This is a genomic window from Bradyrhizobium sp. (genome assembly GCF_047605465.1).
Lineage (GTDB): Bacteria > Pseudomonadota > Alphaproteobacteria > Rhizobiales > Xanthobacteraceae > Bradyrhizobium.
The window spans coordinates 38,839-55,665 of the sequence record NZ_JASGFS010000010.1; the positions used below are offsets into that span (position 1 = coordinate 38,839).

The 16,827-nt window shown below is 65.4% G+C and carries 18 protein-coding genes; 5 read left to right on the top strand and 13 right to left on the bottom strand.

The annotated features are described in order from the left end of the window. The first annotated feature begins 5 nt into the window (after window positions 1-5). Entirely contained in the window at window positions 6-491 is a 486-nt protein-coding gene (locus QM712_RS11750) for an outer membrane protein assembly factor BamE (protein WP_415023262.1), read from the top strand. A gap of 109 nt (window positions 492-600) precedes the next feature. Continuing rightward, window positions 601-1,602, top strand: coding sequence for a Bug family tripartite tricarboxylate transporter substrate binding protein (locus tag QM712_RS11755; protein ID WP_415023375.1), 1,002 nt, complete (start codon window positions 601-603; stop codon window positions 1,600-1,602). A 225-nt stretch (window positions 1,603-1,827) separates the two neighbouring features. On the opposite strand, the gene QM712_RS11760 is transcribed toward QM712_RS11755, so the two are convergent. From QM712_RS11760 to QM712_RS11815, 12 genes are all read right to left on the bottom strand, one after another. Continuing rightward, the gene (locus tag QM712_RS11760) at window positions 1,828-3,948 is read right to left on the bottom strand and encodes a sodium-translocating pyrophosphatase (RefSeq protein WP_415023263.1); all 2,121 of its coding nucleotides are present in this window, start codon (window positions 3,946-3,948) and stop codon (window positions 1,828-1,830) included. Between the two features lie 235 nt (window positions 3,949-4,183). Then, window positions 4,184-5,182 carry a thiamine-phosphate kinase gene (gene thiL, locus QM712_RS11765; protein ID WP_415023264.1) on the bottom strand — a complete coding sequence of 333 codons (999 nt, stop codon included), beginning with the start codon at window positions 5,180-5,182 and terminating at the stop codon, window positions 4,184-4,186. Between the two features lie 137 nt (window positions 5,183-5,319). Then, the gene (nusB, locus tag QM712_RS11770; RefSeq protein ID WP_415023265.1) at window positions 5,320-5,817 is read right to left on the bottom strand and encodes a transcription antitermination factor NusB; all 498 of its coding nucleotides are present in this window, start codon (window positions 5,815-5,817) and stop codon (window positions 5,320-5,322) included. A 3-nt stretch (window positions 5,818-5,820) separates the two neighbouring features. Then, complete coding sequence (gene ribH, locus QM712_RS11775; RefSeq protein ID WP_415023266.1) at window positions 5,821-6,312, bottom strand: 6,7-dimethyl-8-ribityllumazine synthase; 492 nt, start codon at window positions 6,310-6,312, stop codon at window positions 5,821-5,823. Window positions 6,313-6,434: 122 nt separating this feature from the next. Continuing rightward, on the bottom strand, window positions 6,435-7,058 hold the full coding sequence (locus tag QM712_RS11780; protein WP_415023267.1) for a riboflavin synthase: 624 nt from the start codon (window positions 7,056-7,058) through the stop codon (window positions 6,435-6,437). 1 nt (window position 7,059) lies between these two features. Beyond that, window positions 7,060-8,208, bottom strand: a complete 1,149-nt coding sequence (ribD, locus tag QM712_RS11785; protein WP_415023268.1) for a bifunctional diaminohydroxyphosphoribosylaminopyrimidine deaminase/5-amino-6-(5-phosphoribosylamino)uracil reductase RibD — start codon at window positions 8,206-8,208, stop codon at window positions 7,060-7,062. After that, window positions 8,205-8,687, bottom strand: a complete 483-nt coding sequence (nrdR, locus tag QM712_RS11790) for a transcriptional regulator NrdR (protein ID WP_415023269.1) — start codon at window positions 8,685-8,687, stop codon at window positions 8,205-8,207. Before nrdR ends, ribD begins: the two co-directional genes overlap by 4 nt. A gap of 15 nt (window positions 8,688-8,702) precedes the next feature. Beyond that, a complete protein-coding gene (glyA, locus tag QM712_RS11795; RefSeq protein WP_415023270.1) occupies window positions 8,703-10,001 on the bottom strand; it encodes a serine hydroxymethyltransferase in 1,299 nt (432 codons plus the stop codon). A 246-nt stretch (window positions 10,002-10,247) separates the two neighbouring features. Further along, a complete protein-coding gene (locus QM712_RS11800) occupies window positions 10,248-10,469 on the bottom strand; it encodes a hypothetical protein (protein ID WP_091893260.1) in 222 nt (73 codons plus the stop codon). A gap of 37 nt (window positions 10,470-10,506) precedes the next feature. Continuing rightward, window positions 10,507-10,743 carry a hypothetical protein gene (locus QM712_RS11805; protein ID WP_415023271.1) on the bottom strand — a complete coding sequence of 79 codons (237 nt, stop codon included), beginning with the start codon at window positions 10,741-10,743 and terminating at the stop codon, window positions 10,507-10,509. 201 nt (window positions 10,744-10,944) lie between these two features. Then, entirely contained in the window at window positions 10,945-11,463 is a 519-nt protein-coding gene (ldtR, locus tag QM712_RS11810; RefSeq protein ID WP_011087797.1) for a transcriptional regulator LdtR, read from the bottom strand. A gap of 527 nt (window positions 11,464-11,990) precedes the next feature. After that, window positions 11,991-12,488, bottom strand: coding sequence for a DUF6163 family protein (locus QM712_RS11815; protein WP_415023272.1), 498 nt, complete (start codon window positions 12,486-12,488; stop codon window positions 11,991-11,993). Window positions 12,489-12,610: 122 nt separating this feature from the next. On the opposite strand from QM712_RS11815, the gene hemB reads away from it, so the two are divergent. From hemB to QM712_RS11830, 3 genes are all read left to right on the top strand, one after another. Continuing rightward, window positions 12,611-13,672, top strand: coding sequence for a porphobilinogen synthase (gene hemB, locus QM712_RS11820; protein ID WP_415023273.1), 1,062 nt, complete (start codon window positions 12,611-12,613; stop codon window positions 13,670-13,672). Window positions 13,673-13,916: 244 nt separating this feature from the next. After that, window positions 13,917-14,459, top strand: coding sequence for an RDD family protein (locus QM712_RS11825; RefSeq protein WP_415023274.1), 543 nt, complete (start codon window positions 13,917-13,919; stop codon window positions 14,457-14,459). Between the two features lie 119 nt (window positions 14,460-14,578). Next, complete coding sequence (locus QM712_RS11830; protein WP_415023275.1) at window positions 14,579-15,355, top strand: arginyltransferase; 777 nt, start codon at window positions 14,579-14,581, stop codon at window positions 15,353-15,355. A 53-nt stretch (window positions 15,356-15,408) separates the two neighbouring features. Here the strand turns inward: QM712_RS11830 and QM712_RS11835 are convergent, their stop codons facing one another. Continuing rightward, window positions 15,409-16,761 carry an Nramp family divalent metal transporter gene (locus tag QM712_RS11835; protein ID WP_415023276.1) on the bottom strand — a complete coding sequence of 451 codons (1,353 nt, stop codon included), beginning with the start codon at window positions 16,759-16,761 and terminating at the stop codon, window positions 15,409-15,411. Window positions 16,762-16,827 lie beyond the last annotated feature (66 nt).

The window sequence follows — 16,827 nt, forward strand, 5'->3', positions numbered from 1 at the left end:
CCACTATGACGACAACGACCGAGACCCGCCTGCGCGCCAACAAGCCGCGCAGCCTTCATGCGCGCTGGCGTGCGCTCCGCCTGTTCGCGGCCGCGACCCTGATCGGCGTGGCCCTCGCCGGCTGCACCGGCGAGCAATTCCAGAAGGGCTACATTCTGCCGCCCGGCGCGCTGGAGCAGATTCCGATCGGCGCGAGCCAGGACCAGGTGCTGATCGTGATGGGCACGCCCTCCACGGTCGCCACGCTCGACGGTGAGGTGTTCTACTATATCTCGCAGCGCTCGGAGCGCATGGTCGCCTTCATGAACCAGAAGGTCGTCGACCAGCGGGTCATCGCGATCTATTTCGACAAGGATCGCCGCGTTCGCCGGCTCGCCAATTACGGCCTGCAGGACGGCAAGATCTTCGACTTCATCAGCCGGACCACGCCGACCTCGGGTCAGGAGATGAGCTACCTCGCGCCGCTGTTCAAGCTGCTCAGCTTCAACTGAGGCTTTGGCCTGCGGCGTCGTGGCGCCGCATGCGACTTGCCGTCGCGCATCGGGTTCCCTACGCTCCCTGCAAAACAACAAGCAGGGAGGCGGATTCGTGTCTGAGGATTTGCACAGGAAGTTGTTGTCTCGCCGCCGCGTGCTCGCCGGCGCCGCGGGATTATCGGCTGCGGCCATCCTGTCGCGCACGAGCCTTGCCGACTGGAAGCCCACCGAAAACGTTCGCATCATCGTGCCGGCCGCGGCCGGCGGCTCGACCGATGTCATGGGGCGGCTGCTGGCGGCGCATCTGCAAACCGCCTGGGGCCAGTCGGCCGTGGTGGAAAACCGCTCCGGCGGCGGCGGCACGATCGGCACTGCCGAGGTGGCCCGCGCCAAGCCGGACGGCCAGACCATCCTGATCGGTAATCCCGGTCCGAATGCGATCGCCTACAGCATCTTCAAGAACCTCAGCTACAAGCCGGACCAGCTCCAGCCGGTCTCCAACATGATCCGGATCCCGAACATCGTCTCGGCGCATCCGAAGACCGGCATCAAGTCGATTGCCGAACTGATCGCTTACCTGAAGGCCAATCCGGACAAGCTCAGCTACGCCTCCTCCGGCGTCGGCCAGAGCCCTCACCTCACCGGCGCCTGGTTTCTCCAGCTCACCGGGCTGAAGATGACGCACATCCCGTTCCGCGGCGCGGGGCCCGCGCTCCAGGCCGCGCTCGCCGGCGACATCCAGATCCTGTTCGACAATCTCTATCCGAGCCTGCCGCAGGTGCAGAACGGCACGCTCACCGGCCTCTGCGTCACCACGACCGAACGCAGCGATCTCGCTCCGAATCTGCCCACGATGCGCGAGAGCGCGCCGGAGCTTGCCAATTTCGACGTCTCCTCGTGGTTCTCCGTGTTCCTGCCGAAGGGCGTCCCTGCCCCGGTCCTCGAGGCCCTGAACCTCCAGGTCAAGGCCATGCTCGAACGCGACGACATCAAGAAGAACATCGCCGCCATGGGCGCCCGCGCCGACTACGGCACGCCGCAGCAATTCTCCGACTTCGTGGAGGCCGAGACGAAGAAGTTCGCCGGCATCATCCAGAAGGAAGGCTTGCAGATGGACGTGCAGTAGGCACGCCTGTCGCCGCGCGCTCAGATCCATCCGCCTCATGGCGAGAGGGCAGCGGCCGTCTCGAAGCAGAGGGCCGCCAGTCGGGCCTTCATCCTTCGAGGCGCGCCTTCCGCGCGCCCCAGGATGAGGATGGGCAACGCTCCATCGCATCGACAAGAGCCAACTTGCCAAACGAAAACCCCGCGGCTCGCGCCGCGGGGTTTTGTCTTGGAATTGCAGCGCCGCTCAGTGCGCCAGGATCGCCAGCAGCAGCAACGCCACGATGTTGGTGATCTTGATCATCGGATTCACCGCGGGACCGGCCGTATCCTTGTAGGGATCGCCGACGGTATCGCCGGTCACCGCCGACTTGTGAGCGTCAGAGCCCTTGCCGCCGAAATGACCGTCCTCGATGTACTTCTTGGCGTTGTCCCAGGCGCCGCCGCCCGAGGTCATGGAGATCGCGACGAACAGGCCCGTCACGATGACGCCGAGCAGCATGGCACCCACGGCGGAGAACGCCGCCGACTTGCCGGCGACCCCGCCACCCGCGATCGCGTAGATCACGAAGTAGACGACGATCGGCGACAGCACCGGCAGCAGCGAGGGGATGATCATCTCCTTGATCGCCGCACGGGTGAGCAGGTCCACCGCCTTGCCGTAATCCGGCTTGTCGGTGCCCTGCATGATGCCCGGCTTCTCGCGGAACTGGCGGCGCACCTCCTCGACGATCGCGCCGGCCGCGCGGCCGACGGCGGTCATGCCCATCGCACCGAACAGGTACGGCAGCAGGCCGCCGAACAGGAGGCCCACCACGACGTAGGGATTGTTCAGAGAGAAGTCCGGGTTGACGCCGGCGAAGTAGGTGTGGTTCGCGGAGTCCGCAACGAAGAATTTGAGGTCCTGGTTGTAGGCCGCGAACAGCACCAGGGCGCCGAGACCGGCGGAGCCGATCGCGTAGCCCTTGGTCACCGCCTTGGTGGTGTTGCCGACCGCGTCGAGCGCGTCGGTCGACTTGCGCACTTCCTTCGGCAGGCCCGCCATTTCGGCAATGCCGCCGGCGTTGTCCGTAACCGGGCCGAAGGCGTCGAGCGCGACGACCATGCCGGCCAGCGCCAGCATGGTTGCGGTCGCGATCGCGATGCCGAACAGGCCGGCGAGGCTGTAGGTGACCAGGATGCCGGCGATGATGACGATCGCGGGCAGCGCGGTCGCTTCCATCGAGACCGCGAGACCCTGGATCACGTTGGTGCCGTGGCCGGTCACCGAGGCCTGGGCGATCGACTTCACCGGACGATAGTCGGTGCCGGTGTAGTACTCGGTGATCCAGATGATCAGCGCGGTGACGACGAGGCCGACGACGCCGCATTCGAACAGCGCCATGCCGGTATAGTCGACGCCGTCGAGCTTGCCGAAGCCGATCAGGTAGTAGATCACGCCGGCGATGCCGATCAGCGACAGGATGCCGGTTGCGATCAGGCCCTTGTAGAGCGCGCCCATGATCGACTGGCTCGGCCCGAGCTTGACGAAGAACGTGCCGATGATCGAGGTGATGATGCAGATGCCGCCGATCGCGAGCGGCAGCGTCATCATGTTGGAGAGGATCGGCGTCTTGGCGAAGAAGATCGCCGCGAGCACCATGGTGGCGACCGCGGTCACCGCATAGGTCTCGAACAGGTCCGCCGCCATGCCGGCGCAGTCGCCGACGTTGTCACCGACGTTGTCGGCGATGGTGGCCGGGTTGCGCGGATCGTCCTCGGGGATGCCGGCCTCGACCTTGCCGACGAGATCGCCGCCGACGTCCGCACCCTTGGTGAAGATGCCGCCGCCGAGACGGGCAAAGATCGAGATCAGTGAAGCGCCGAAGCCGAGCGCCACCATGGCATCGACCACCGTGCGGCTATCGGGCGCAAGCTTCAGCGAGTGCACCAGGAAGGCGAAGTAGAGGGTCACGCCGAGCAGGGCGAGACCCGCCACCAGAAGGCCCGTGATTGCGCCCGCCTTGAAGGCGAGCTCGAGGCCGCCGGCCAGCGACGTCGTCGCGGCCTGGGCCGTGCGGACGTTGGCACGGACCGAGACGTTCATGCCGATGAAGCCGGCAGCCCCCGACAGGATGGCGCCGATGGCGAAACCAACCGCGACGTAGAGCCCGAGGAAATAGGCAAGCAGCACGAAGATGACGATGCCGACGAGACCGATCGTGGTGTACTGGCGCCGAAGGTAGGCCTGTGCGCCTTCGCGCACCGCTCCCGCGATCTCCTGCATGCGCGGCGACCCCGCATCCGCGCTCAACACCGAAGACGTCGCCCAAATCGCGTAGACGACGGAAAGCACTCCGCAGAGCACTATCAACCATAATGCTGTCATGTGATTTTTTGCCTCAGATCCTTGATGTATCCCCGGCGCCTTTTGTTGTCCGTCGTGCGGTGCAGCGCCTTGATTTTGAACAAGGCCGTCCCTCATTGCGAAGGGGCGGCCCTAGTCGGTCACAAGCTTGCCAAAATCAAATTGATGGTGCAACGCCGGAGGCAGCCGAAAACACCGATGTGGGCAGGTAATTTGGAGCCGACCCCGCAGCCTTGGGGCCGGTTTGGAGGAATTCCTAGAAGTGGCTGTAGGAGAGCCGCTTCAGGACCAGCTCCCGCCCCTGCCCGTCCACGAAGCGCGGCCGGCCGCTGCCTTCGACGACCGTACCGATCACGGTGACCGCGAGACCGGCCGCCCGACCGGCGGCGATCAGGGCGTCACTTTGGGCGGGCGGGACGGTGCAGAGCACTTCGTAGTCGTCCCCTCCGGCCAGCAGCGTCTCAACGCAAACCGCATCGCGCGCGACCAGGCCCGCGGCCGGCGCGGAGAACGGCATGCTCGCAACCTCGACGGTGGCCGAGACGCCGGAAGCCGCACAGAGTTTGGCGAGATCGCCCGCAAGACCGTCGGAGACGTCCATCGCGGCCGTCGCATGATCCCTCACGGCCTGCGCCAGCACACTGCGCGGCTGCGGGATGCGATAGCGCGAGACCAGCATGTCGCGCGCATGGGGATCGGAGGCCAGCGCCTTCGCGGCGGCGCCGTCGGTCAGGACGTCGAGGCCGAGGGCGGCATCGCCGATGGTCCCGGTCACCAGGATGCGGTCGCCCGGCCGTGCGCCGGTACGGCCGACCATACGCCCTTGCGGCACGCGGCCGAAAGCCGTGATCGAGATCATCTGCGGTCCAGGTGTCGACACCGTATCCCCGCCGAGCAGCGGGCATGCGAAGGCGTTGGCGTCCTCGCCCAGCGCATCCGCGAACGGCCGGAGCCAGGCGTCCTCCTTGGCGCGCAGCGCCAGCGTCAGCACGAAGCCGGCCGGAGACGCGCCCTTGGCGGCGAGATCGGACAGGTTCACCCGCAGCGCCTTGCGCGCGATGGTGTCGGGAGGATCACTGGCGAGATAATGCACACCCTCGACCACCGCGTCGGTCGTGACGACGATGTCGTCGCCGGCTGACCTCAGGATCGCGGCATCGTCGACCAGCCCGAGCGCTCCCGGATCGGTCGCCAGCGGCCTGAAATACCGTGCGATGAGGGAGTCTTCGCCGGAGGTGTCTTGCGCGTCGGTCATCGGCGGTAGCCCCACACTCGCTATCATCGCCCGGCTCGACCGGGCGATCCAGTACGCCGAGACACCCGATAATCATGACCGCTGCCGCGGCGTACCGGATCACCCGCCTCCGCGGGTGATGACAGCGGAATGTATGTCTACCCTCGCCCGAACTCGTCGCCGCGAAACTGCCGGCCGATCTGGTCGAGCACCGCGTTGACCATGCCGGTCTCCTCGCGGTCGACGAAGGCGTTGGCGACGTCGACATATTCGGACACGACGACACGGCCCGGCACGTCCTTGCGATGCTGGAGCTCATAGGCCCCCGCTCGCAGCACCGCGCGCAGGATGGCCTCGATCCGCTTCAACGGCCAGCCCTTCGACAGCGCCTCGTCGATCAGGGGATCGAGCGCCTTCTGGTCGCGCACCACGCCGGAGACGACGTCGCGGAAGAACGCGGCTTCCGCCGGCAGGTACGTGTCGCCCTCGACCTCGTTGCCGAGCCAATGGCTCTCGAACTCCGCGAAAATGTCGTTGATGCCGGCGCCCGCGATATCCATCTGATAGAGCGCCTGGACGGCGGCGAGCCGCGCCGCACCACGCCGGTTCGCCTTTTTCTCCGGAACGCCCGCCGGTTTCCTGGTGGGGTCAGCCATGGTTCAGCCTCGCGCCAGGCGGCGTTTGATGCGCAGCATCGCAAGTGCGGCCCGTGCGGCATCGCCGCCCTTGTTGAGTTCGCTGGCACGCGCCCGCGCCCAGGCCTGCGCCTCGGTGTTGACGGTGAGAATGCCGTTGCCGAGCGGCAGCTTTCGCGAGACCGCAAGATCCATCAGCGCGCGCGAGGACTCCTGCGAGACGATCTCGAAATGGATGGTGTCGCCGCGGATCACGCAGCCGAGCGCAATCACAGCGTCATAGGGCTTGCCGTTTGCGGCCGCGGCATCGACGGCGATCGCCACAGCCGCCGGGATCTCCAGCGCCCCGGGGACGGTGATGACGTCATGCGTCAGGCCGGCCGCCTTCAGCTCGGCCACCGTGCCGTCGAGGAGCGCGTCCTGGAGGTCGTCATAGAACCGCGCCTCGACGATCAGCGCACGCGCGCCGGAAATGTCGGTCTGGTCCTTCAGGGGTGCGCGCCGCGCGTCTGCCATCGTCTAAATCCGTTCTACAGAGGTCGGCGCGTTATGTAGTCGCCGCAGGCCGGTAAGCCAAGTTTTAAACTGCCATTCCGGGGCGATCCGACGCATCGAACCCGGAATCCCGGGTTCGCCGGTCACTTCATTTCCGTCAGCCGTGCCGCGTAGCGGGCCATCAGGTCGACTTCGATATTGACCTCCGCGCCCGCCGTCCAGGCGCCGATCGTCGTCACCGTCAGCGTATGGGGGATGATCAGCACCGAAAAGGTCAGATCCTTCACCGTGTTGACCGTCAACGAAACTCCGTCGAGCGTGATCGAGCCCTTGGCGGCGATGAAGCGCGCCAGTTCGCGCGTGGTCGAGAGTTCGAACCGCGCCATGTCGGGCAGGTTCTCGCGGCTGACGATGGTCGCGATGCCGTCGGCATGGCCCGCGACGATATGGCCGCCGAGTTCGTCGCCGATCTTCAGCGCACGCTCGAGGTTGAGCCGCGTTCCCACCTTCCAGTGCTTTGCCGTCGTCAGCCCCAGCGTCTCGGCTGCGGCATCGACGTCGAACCAGGTCTTCTGAGCCGAGTCCTTGCCGCCCTCGACGCCGGAGGCGACCACCGTCAGGCAGACGCCGTTGCAGGCGATCGAAGCGCCATCCGCGATGGTCGCGCGATCGTAGCGGCAGGCGATACGCAGGCGGTGCAACTGCCCCTGCGCCGTCGGCGTCAGGCTGACGATCTCGCCGATATCGGTGACAATGCCGGTAAACATGCTAGGCGCGCTCGTAGATGGTGAGAGTATCCCTGTCGAAGGTCTCGCTAGCATGAACCTTGAAGCTCTGCGACTGCGTGATTTTCGACAGGGGCAATGCATCGAGCGCATCGACACCGTCGCGGCCCACCTCTTCCGCCCCGCGGAACAGCCAGATCTCATCGACGAGGTCGGCCGCGACGAACGACGCCGCAACGCGGCTGCCGCCTTCCACCATCAGCCGCGTGATGCCCTTCTCGGATAACTCATGCAGCACGACCGGCAAATCGAGCCCCGATGCGCTCGTCGGCGGCATGCGCATCACCTGCGCCCCGGCAGCGCCGAGGCGTGCGGCGGCCGCGGCCTCCGCAAGCTCCGAGCAGACCACCCAGAGCGGCGTCTCGCGCGCCGAGTGCACGAGCCTGCTGTCGCCGGGAATGCGCAGGCTCTGATCGAGCACCACACGCACGGGAGAGCGTGCCGCCATTCCCGGCAGGCGGCAGGTCAGCACCGGATCGTCGGCCAGCACCGTGCCGATGCCGACCAGAATGGCATCGCTCTGCGCACGCAACAAATGCACGCGATTGCGCGCCGCCTCGCCCGTGATCGCGACCGGCGTGCCGCCGGCGCCGCCGATCTTGCCGTCCGGCGAGACCGCAAGCTTCAGGATCACGTGCGGGCGCCGGTCGCGGATGCGGCGGAAATGCCCCGCATGGTCGAAGGCGGCCTCGGCCGCGCACAAGCCCACGTCCACCGTGATCCCGGCCGCGCGCAGCCGCGCATGGCCCTGCCCCGCGACGTCCGGATTGGGATCCTCGATCGCCGCCACCACCCGCTTGATGCCGGCCGCGATCACCGCGTCGGCGCAGGGCGGCGACTTGCCGAAATGCGAGCAGGGCTCCAGCGTGACATAGAGGGTGGCGCCGCACGCCGCCTCTCCAGCCCGCCACAACGCCTCGGGCTCGGCATGCGGACGTCCACCGGGCTGCGTCCAGCCTCGCCCGACGATGATGCCGTCCTTGACGATGACGGCACCGACCGCGGGGTTGGGCCAGGTACGTCCCTGCCCGCGCCTACCGAGCGCGAGCGCAAGCTGCATGTAGCGTCGATCGGCTTCCTTGGAGTCGCGGGCTTTCTGTGCGAACTGATCTTCCAGAATCCGGAAGATCATTTGCGGACCGCGGCAAGCCGCGCTTCCTCCTCACCGGAAAGCTCGCCGAGCACCTCGGCGAAATCCTTGGCTTCGCGGAAATTGCGGTAGACGGAGGCGAAGCGCACATAGGCGACGTCGTCGAGCGTACGCAGATGCTCCATCACGGTCTCGCCGATCACCTCGGAGGAGATTTCCGCCTCGCCGCCGGTCTCGAGCTCGCGCACGATGGTGGAGACCATCTTCTCCACGCGTTCGGGATCGACCTGCCGCTTGCGCAGGCTGATCTGCACCGAGCGCATCAGCTTGTCGCGGTCGAACGGCACGCGGCGGCCGTTGCGCTTGATCACGGTCAGCTCGCGCAATTGCACGCGCTCGAAGGTCGTGAAACGGAAATTGCAGGCGACGCACACGCGCCGCCTGCGGATCACGGACGAGTCCTCGGTCGGACGCGAGTCCTTTACCTGCGTGTCGAGACTGTTGCAGTTCGGGCAGCGCATCCGTTTGCCTTGACCTTACTGGTAGATCGGGAACCGATCGGTGAGCGCCTTGACCCGCTCCTTGATCGCCGCTTCCACCAGCGGCGCCTTGCCGTCGTCGGACTGCGCGATCGCGTTCAACACCTCGGCGATCATGCCGCCGACCTGCTGGAATTCGGCGACGCCGAAGCCACGGGTGGTTGCGGCGGGAGTGCCGAGACGCAGGCCCGACGTGACGAAGGGCTTCTCGGGGTCGAACGGGATGCCGTTCTTGTTGCAGGTGATGGCCGCACGGACCAGCGCCTTCTCCGAGACATTGCCCTTCAGGCTCTTCGGCCTGAGGTCGACCAGCATCAGATGGTTGTCGGTGCCGCCGGAAACAATATCGAACCCGTGGCTCTTCAGCGTTTCGGCCAGCGCCTTGGCGTTCTCGACGACGTTCTTGGCGTAGACCTTGAAGTCCGGCCGCAGCGCCTCGCCGAAGGCAACCGCCTTCGCCGCGATCACATGCATCAGCGGTCCGCCCTGGAGACCTGGGAAGATCGCCGAGTTCAGCTTCTTGGCGAGCACCTCGTCGTTGGTGAGGATCAGGCCGCCGCGCGGACCGCGCAGCGACTTGTGCGTCGTCGTCGTGGTGATGTGAGCGTGCGGCACGGGCGAGGCATGCACGCCGCCGGCGACGAGGCCGGCGAAGTGCGCCATGTCGACCAGCAGATAGGCGCCGACGGAGTCCGCGATCTCGCGGAAGCGCTTGAAGTCCCAGGGGCGCGAATAGGCCGAGCCGCCGGCAATGATCAGCTTCGGCTTGACCTGCTCCGCCTGCTTCGCCACCGCGTCCATGTCGATGAGCTGGTCCTCGCGGCGCACGGTGTAGTGCGCGGCCTTGAACCATTTGCCGCTCATGTTGACCGGCGAGCCGTGAGTGAGATGGCCGCCCGCCGCGAGGTCGAGACCCATGAAGGTATCGCCGGGCTGGACCAGCGCCAGGAACGCGGCCTGGTTCATCTGGCTGCCGGAGTTCGGCTGGACGTTCGCGAACTGCGCACCGAACAGCTTCTTGGCGCGATCGATCGCCAGGTTCTCGGCAACGTCGACCCACTCACAACCGCCGTAGTAGCGCGCGCCCGGATAGCCTTCGGCATATTTGTTGGTCATCACCGAACCCTGCGCTTCCAGCACGGCACGGCTGACGATGTTCTCGGAGGCGATCAGCTCGACCTCATGGCGCTGGCGGCCCAGTTCGCCCTTGATGGCGGCAGCAATCTCGGGATCGGCCTGCTGAAGCGAGGCGGAGAAAAACGAATCGGGCGCGGAGGCGGTCTGGGCTGACGACATCTTGCGAATATCTCCACCGCCGCAGCCTTTCTTGCGGGCTACGGTCGGCTCTGGTGTGGTGATCGGAAGCGGCGAGCGCGATCTACCACATCACCCGTCCCCGGCCAAGCATTTGCGGGTCGGGCCTGATATTTATGCAAGATATGGTGGACATCGGGACATTTCAGCCCCCAGCCCTCGTCCGGGTGGGACGGCTTCCCTCCATTCCGTCGCTGCCGGGGATGGAGGGGGCGTCCGGCGCTCCGTCTACAGCCCGGTATACCCCGCCTTCACCGGATCAACGCTCCCGTCCAGCTGGCGCAGATAGGTCAGGCCGCAGACCGTCAACCTGTGCGTGTCCTTCTCGCCGGCTTCCATCAGCGTGTTGAGGTAGTTCGTGACCTTGGCCCGCGCCTCCTCGCTCGCCGCTGCGGTGCGGTTCGCGAGCAGGTCATAGGTCTGCATGATGCGGTCGATGGCGGCTTCCATGGCACCCTCTGGTTCGTCTGAATTTTGGGAGTCTTGATCAGGCAACCGCTCTGGCCCCGGACTGCGCCTCAAACTTGGCGATGGCCTTGTTGGCGAGCCTGATCTTGTTGAATTCGCCATGCTGGAGCAGCTTGACGATGATTTCGAGCAACCGCTCGTTGGTGACGAGCGTGTCGGGGATGGCGCCGGAGCGGCGGAGGTAATTCGCGGCGATGGCATAGGCATCGCTCACGAGTTCGACGTTCATTGCCTGAAGTCCGCGCTCGACCAGCATCGCATCCTCCGATCCGGAGAGATAACCGTGAGGCGGGGAACTGGTTCCGCTAGTCGGGCTTATTTTTTCGCACCCGCACAACGACAAAACGCACCGGTCCGGGGCTGGCCCGGGCCGGCGCGCTTGGGGGAAGGCAGGCACGTTCGGGAGGCCTGCCGGTCTTGTCGTGGCCGGCTTGGCCTTGATTCCCTGGAAAGCAGATCAGAGACGATACAGGATCTGGTCGGTCCAGAACCGCTCGAGGCGGTGCAGCGACTTGTTGAGCGTGGAGAACTCCTCGCCCGAGATGCCACCGACCTGCTCGACCGTCTTGACGTGCTTCTGATAGAGCGAATCGACGATGCGGCGAACTTCCTGGCCCTGCGGCGTGAGGCGGATGCGCACCGAGCGGCGATCAACGCGCGAACGCTGATGATCAAGGAATCCGAGCTCGACGAGCTTCTTCAGATTGTAGGAAACGTTGGAGCCGAGATAGTAACCGCGCGTGCGCAGCTCGCCCGCGGTCAGCTCCTTGTCGCCGATGTTGTAGAGCAGGAGCGCCTGCACCGAATTGATGTCGGCGCGGCCGCGGCGATCGAACTCGTCCTTGATGACATCGAGGAGACGACGATGCAGCCGCTCCACCAGAGTCAATGCTTCCAGATAGAGCGACTGCACCGAGCCCTGCTGGCCGGAGACGCGCTCTGCGGTATCTGCCGCAGTTGCGACGGCTTTCATCATGACACTTCCCCTGTTGTCGTTTTTATCGACACTTATTCGACGAAACTTGTGTTTCGCCTGATAGGTGCAACTTAAGGGGGCCGTTTGAACATCAGCTTAAATAAGACAATAAAGAGATCATGAATTTAAGAGAGTGAATTGCGGATTAAGCCTGTCCCACAAGGGCTTTTCGCAACCGTCTGTTGACCCTCGCAAGGTCCTGTTCACCCTCCGTCCGCCGCCGCTGTCGCATTCCAGCACAGCGCCGCCCCGTTTCGAAACGCACGCGTAAGAGCTGTGACGGAACACCAAGCTTAGCGACAAATTACAGCAAATTTTACGCAACGATCGGTCAACCAAGCGCGCACGACTCCGCCGGCTCCCATCGCGTATCTTCGGCAGGCGAAAGCACGGATCCCGACCATGGAAAGCCGGATCGAATTCGCGGCACGATGCAGAAAAAACGCCCCCAATCCTGCAGCGCATCACTGCGTGCTGCGCTGCATCCGGGGCGAGAGGGAGAGACAGTTATTGCGATCAGCTGATGACTATGGAGGCCGCTCGCGCGCAGCCATCCAGGCGAGCGCGAGATAGGCGGCGAGCATAATGGCCTCGACCGCGACGACGACCAGGCTGCCGCCGTAGATGCCGGGGAACATCAACTCGATCACCGCCATGGACACCACGGTCGTCAGCCACACCACCGCGCCCCAGGGCGTCGCGAGCCAGAGGCCGACGGCCGCGACGAGTTCGATCACCGCGAAATAGACGGTTGCGGCCTGCCAGGCCATCGACTGGTTCTCGAACGCCTCGTCCTCGCCGCCGACGAAGCCCGTCACCTGCGCCCAGTGATAGAGGCCCTTCAGGATCGACAGCAGCGCCATCAACCGCAGGAACAGCACGAGCCGGCGGGTCCAGACGTTGTCGTCGGACTCGGGCCGGCCGGTCGAGATCGCGGCCACCGACATGGCGCTCTCCCTGGCGCTTTCTCTGGCGCTGTCCCGGGCATTGTCGCGGGCCGCGTCGCGGGTTGATATCTCGGACATGGCTCCTTCTGGCTGCTTCGCCCCGCAAAATCAATCGGCTGCCATCCCTTGCGGCAGGTCAAGCCGCGGTGACGGGAACCATGTGAGCTGGTATAAGAATAATTCCAGACGGAGAAAGAGTAATGGCGATCAAATACGGACGTCCGATCGAATTGCGCGAGGTTTCGCGCCGCGATGGCGCGTCAGCAGCCTCCCCTGCCCTCGATCTGACCGTCCGGCCGCGCCGCAACCGCAAGGCCGAATGGGCCCGGCGCATGGTGCGCGAGAACGTGCTCACCACCGATGATTTGATCTGGCCGCTATTCCTGATCGACGGCGACAACAAGCGCGAGCAGATCGCCTCGATGCCCGGCGTCGACCGGCTCAGCGTCGACCACGCGGTGCGCGAGGCGGAACGGGCCATGAAACTCACCATCCCCTGCATCGCTCTGTTTCCCTACACCGACCCGTCCTTGCGGGACGAAGAGGGATCGGAAGCCACCAACCCGAACAATCTGGTCTGCCAGGCTGTGCGCGCGATCAAGAAGGAGTTTCCCGAGCTCGGCATTCTCTGCGACGTCGCGCTCGACCCCTTCACCAGCCACGGCCACGACGGACTGATCGCCGACGGACGGATTCTGAACGACGAGACGGTGGCGGTGCTGGTGCGTCAGGCGCTGGTGCAGGCCGAAGCCGGCTGCGACATCATCGCGCCCTCCGACATGATGGACGGCCGCGTCGCCGCGATCCGCGAGGGACTGGATCGCGCTGGCTTCCTCGACGTGCAGATCATGGCCTATGCAGCGAAATACGCCTCCGCCTTCTACGGCCCGTTCCGCGACGCGATCGGTTCTGCCAAGGCGCTGACCGGCGACAAGCGCACCTACCAGATGGACAGTGCCAACACCGACGAGGCGCTGCGGGAGGTCGAGCTCGACATCGCCGAGGGTGCCGACATGGTGATGGTTAAGCCCGGCATGCCCTATCTCGACGTCGTCCGGCGCGTGAAGGACACGTTCGCGATGCCGACCTTCGCCTACCAGGTCTCAGGTGAATACGCGATGATCGCGGCGGCCGCGAACAACGGCTGGCTCGATGGCGAGCGCGCGATGATGGAGAGCCTCCTCGCCTTCAAGCGCGCCGGCGCGGATGGCGTGTTGAGCTATTTCGCGCCGAAGGTCGCGGAGAAGCTGCGCGCGCAGTGATCGTGGCTGGGCAAAGCCAGGCGCGCCCATCACTCCGAATCGAGATGCACCGGCATACGGTGGGCGCGCGACTCTCGCGTCGTCGCCCACCCCGCGGCCGCTGCATTTCGCGCAAACGCGCCGAATGATCCTGCCGCCCCCGAATTGCCGGAATATTTCCGCTTGTTAATGTCGGCGCGCTCTTGGCATGCGGACAGCCTGTTCCCATGTCGTGCTGCGAGGATTTCCTCTGGGAGGACGGACGATGTCGTATGACTCGGGTAGTTCAGGCGCCTGGCGCAATGACGGCGGGGTTCCGTCGCACGCCTACGACCCCTACCTGCATCCGGAACTGTTTCGCGGCGTCGCGACGCGGCGGGTGTTCGCATTCCTGATCGACCTCGTCGTGATCTCCGTGCCGGTCATCCTCGGCTACCTCTTCATCGCCGTGTTCGGCGTGATCACGCTCGGCCTCGGCTGGGCGCTGTTCTGGCTGGCGTGGCCGGCATCCGTGATCTGGGCGATCGTCTATTACGGCGCCTGCATCGGCGGGCCGTCGTCGGCGACGATCGGCATGCGGGTGATGGATCTGGAATTGCGCACTTGGTACGGCGCGCCCGGCTATTTCGTGCTCGGCGCGACCCATGCCGTGCTGTTCTGGGTGTCGGTCTCGTTCCTGTCGCCGTTCGTGGTGCTGGTCGGCCTGTTCAACGGGCGCCGGCGGCTGCTGCAAGATTTCGTGCTGGGAACGGTCGTGATCAACAATTCGGTTCGTGCGCCCGTGCCGCAGACCGCCAGGACCTATTGATCAAGGACCTGTCAACCAGGACCGGCTAAGCTGGCTGATCTGACCTGCCATGTAGACCGATTGACCAGGGACTTCCGTAGCGCGATGCTCATACCCACTTCGGAGGCCCACGACGTCCCTTGACCCAGCACTCGCGCGACACCCCCCAGTTTTACCTCACGGCGCCCTCACCCTGTCCCTACTTGCCGGGACGGCACGAGCGGAAGGTGTTTACGCATCTCGTCGGGGATCGCGCCGGGGACCTCAACGACCTCCTGACCCATGGCGGGTTCCGCCGCAGCCAGTCGATCGCCTACCGGCCGGCCTGCGATCAATGCCGCGCCTGCGTGTCGGTCCGGGTCGTCGCCAACGAGTTCCGGCCGTCCCGCAACTTCCGCAAGGTTCTGGCGCGCAATGCCGACATCATCGGCGAGCAGCGCAGCGCGGTGCCGACCTCCGAGCAGTATTCGGTGTTCCGCGCCTATCTGGATTCCCGTCACCGTCATGGCGGAATGGCCGACATGACCGTGCTCGACTACGCCATGATGGTCGAGGACAGCCATGTCGAAACCCGCATCATCGAGTATCGCAGGCGCAATCCCGACAGCGGCCTCACCGGTCGCGGCGACGAACTGCTCGCGGTCGCACTGACCGACGTGCTCAGCGACGGTCTGTCGATGGTCTACTCCTTCTTCGAACCCGGTCAGGTCAGCCGTTCGCTCGGCACCTTCATGATCCTCGACCACATCGCCCGCGCCCGCCGGCAGGGACTGCCTTACGTCTATCTCGGCTACTGGATCGAAGGCTCGAAGAAGATGGACTACAAAGCGCGCTTCCTGCCGCAGCAGCGCCTCGCGCCGTCAGGCTGGCTGCGCATCGATGCGCAGGGCGATGCCGTGTCCGAGCCGCAGGACTAGCCGACACGGTTTTTGCGTCATGCCCCGCGAATGCGGGCCGGAGCGGGATGGGATCAGCCGAACAGCGTGTCGGCCAACAGCTTGATATTCAGCACCACGATCACACCCGCGACGATCCACGCGAGCGCGGCGACCCATGCGGGGATGACGAACTGCCCCATCTTGCGGCGGTCGGAGACGAACCGCACCAGCGGGATGACAGCGAAAGGCAACTGCATCGACAGCACGACCTGGCTGAACACCAGCAGATCGGCAGTGCCGCGTTCGCCATAGATCGCCGTCACCACGATCACAGGAATGATGGCGATGCCGCGCGTCAGCAGCCGGCGCGCCCAGCTCGGCAGGCGCAGATCGAGAAAGCCTTCCATCACGATCTGCCCGGCGAGCGTCGCGGTCACGGTCGAGTTGAGACCCGAGGCGAGCAGCGCCACCGCGAACAGCGTCGAGGCGATGCCGAGGCCGAGCAGCGGTGACAACAATTCGAACGCCTGGCCGATCTCCGCGACATCCGAGTGACCGCTCTTGTGGAAGGTCGCCGCCGCCACCACCAGGATCGCGGCGTTGATGAACAGCGCCAGCATCAGGGCGATGGTCGAGTCCGTCGTCGCCCATTTGATCGCTTCGCGCCGACCCTCGTCATTGCGCTCGTACGCGCGGGTCTGAACGATCGAGGAGTGCAGATAGAGATTGTGCGGCATCACGGTCGCGCCGATGATGCCGATGGCGATGTAGAGCATCTCGGAATTGGTGAAGATCTCCGTCGAGGGCACGAAGCCCCGCAGCATCTCCGCGACCGGCGGCGCGGCCGCGACGACCTGGATCGTGAAGCAGGTCGCGATCACGATGAGCAGTGCGATGACGAAGGCCTCGAGGAAGCGGAAGCCGCGATTCATCAGCACCAGAAGCAGGAAGGCGTCGAGCGCCGCGATCAGCGCGCCGCCGATCAGGGGAATCCCGAACAGGAGCTTGAGCGCGATCGCCGTGCCGATGACCTCGGCCAGATCGCAGGCGATGATCGCCGCCTCGCAGGCAAGCCAGAGCAGGACGTTCACCGCCGGCGGATAGCTCGCGCGGCAGGCCTGCGCGAGATCGCGGTCGGTCACGATGCCGAGCCGCGCCGCCAACGACTGCAGCACGATCGCCATCAGGTTCGAGAGCAGGATGACGGAGAGCAGCGTGTAGCCGAACTTCGACCCACCGGCGAGGTCGGTCGCCCAATTGCCGGGGTCCATGTAGCCGACCGAGACCATGTAGCCCGGCCCCACGAAGGCGAGGAAACGGCGCCACCAGACCCCCGCCTTTGGGATCGCGACGCTGGCGTTCACCTCGGCCAGGCTCTTGGTCTTGGGCGCGTCAGCGCGCCAGCCGGCGGCGTCGGGGGTCAGATCGGGCGATCGGGCATCCATGTTGGCACAATAGCGAAGTCGGACCTTATTGCAACTCATTTGCAACTGCATCTAGCCGCAGCGGTT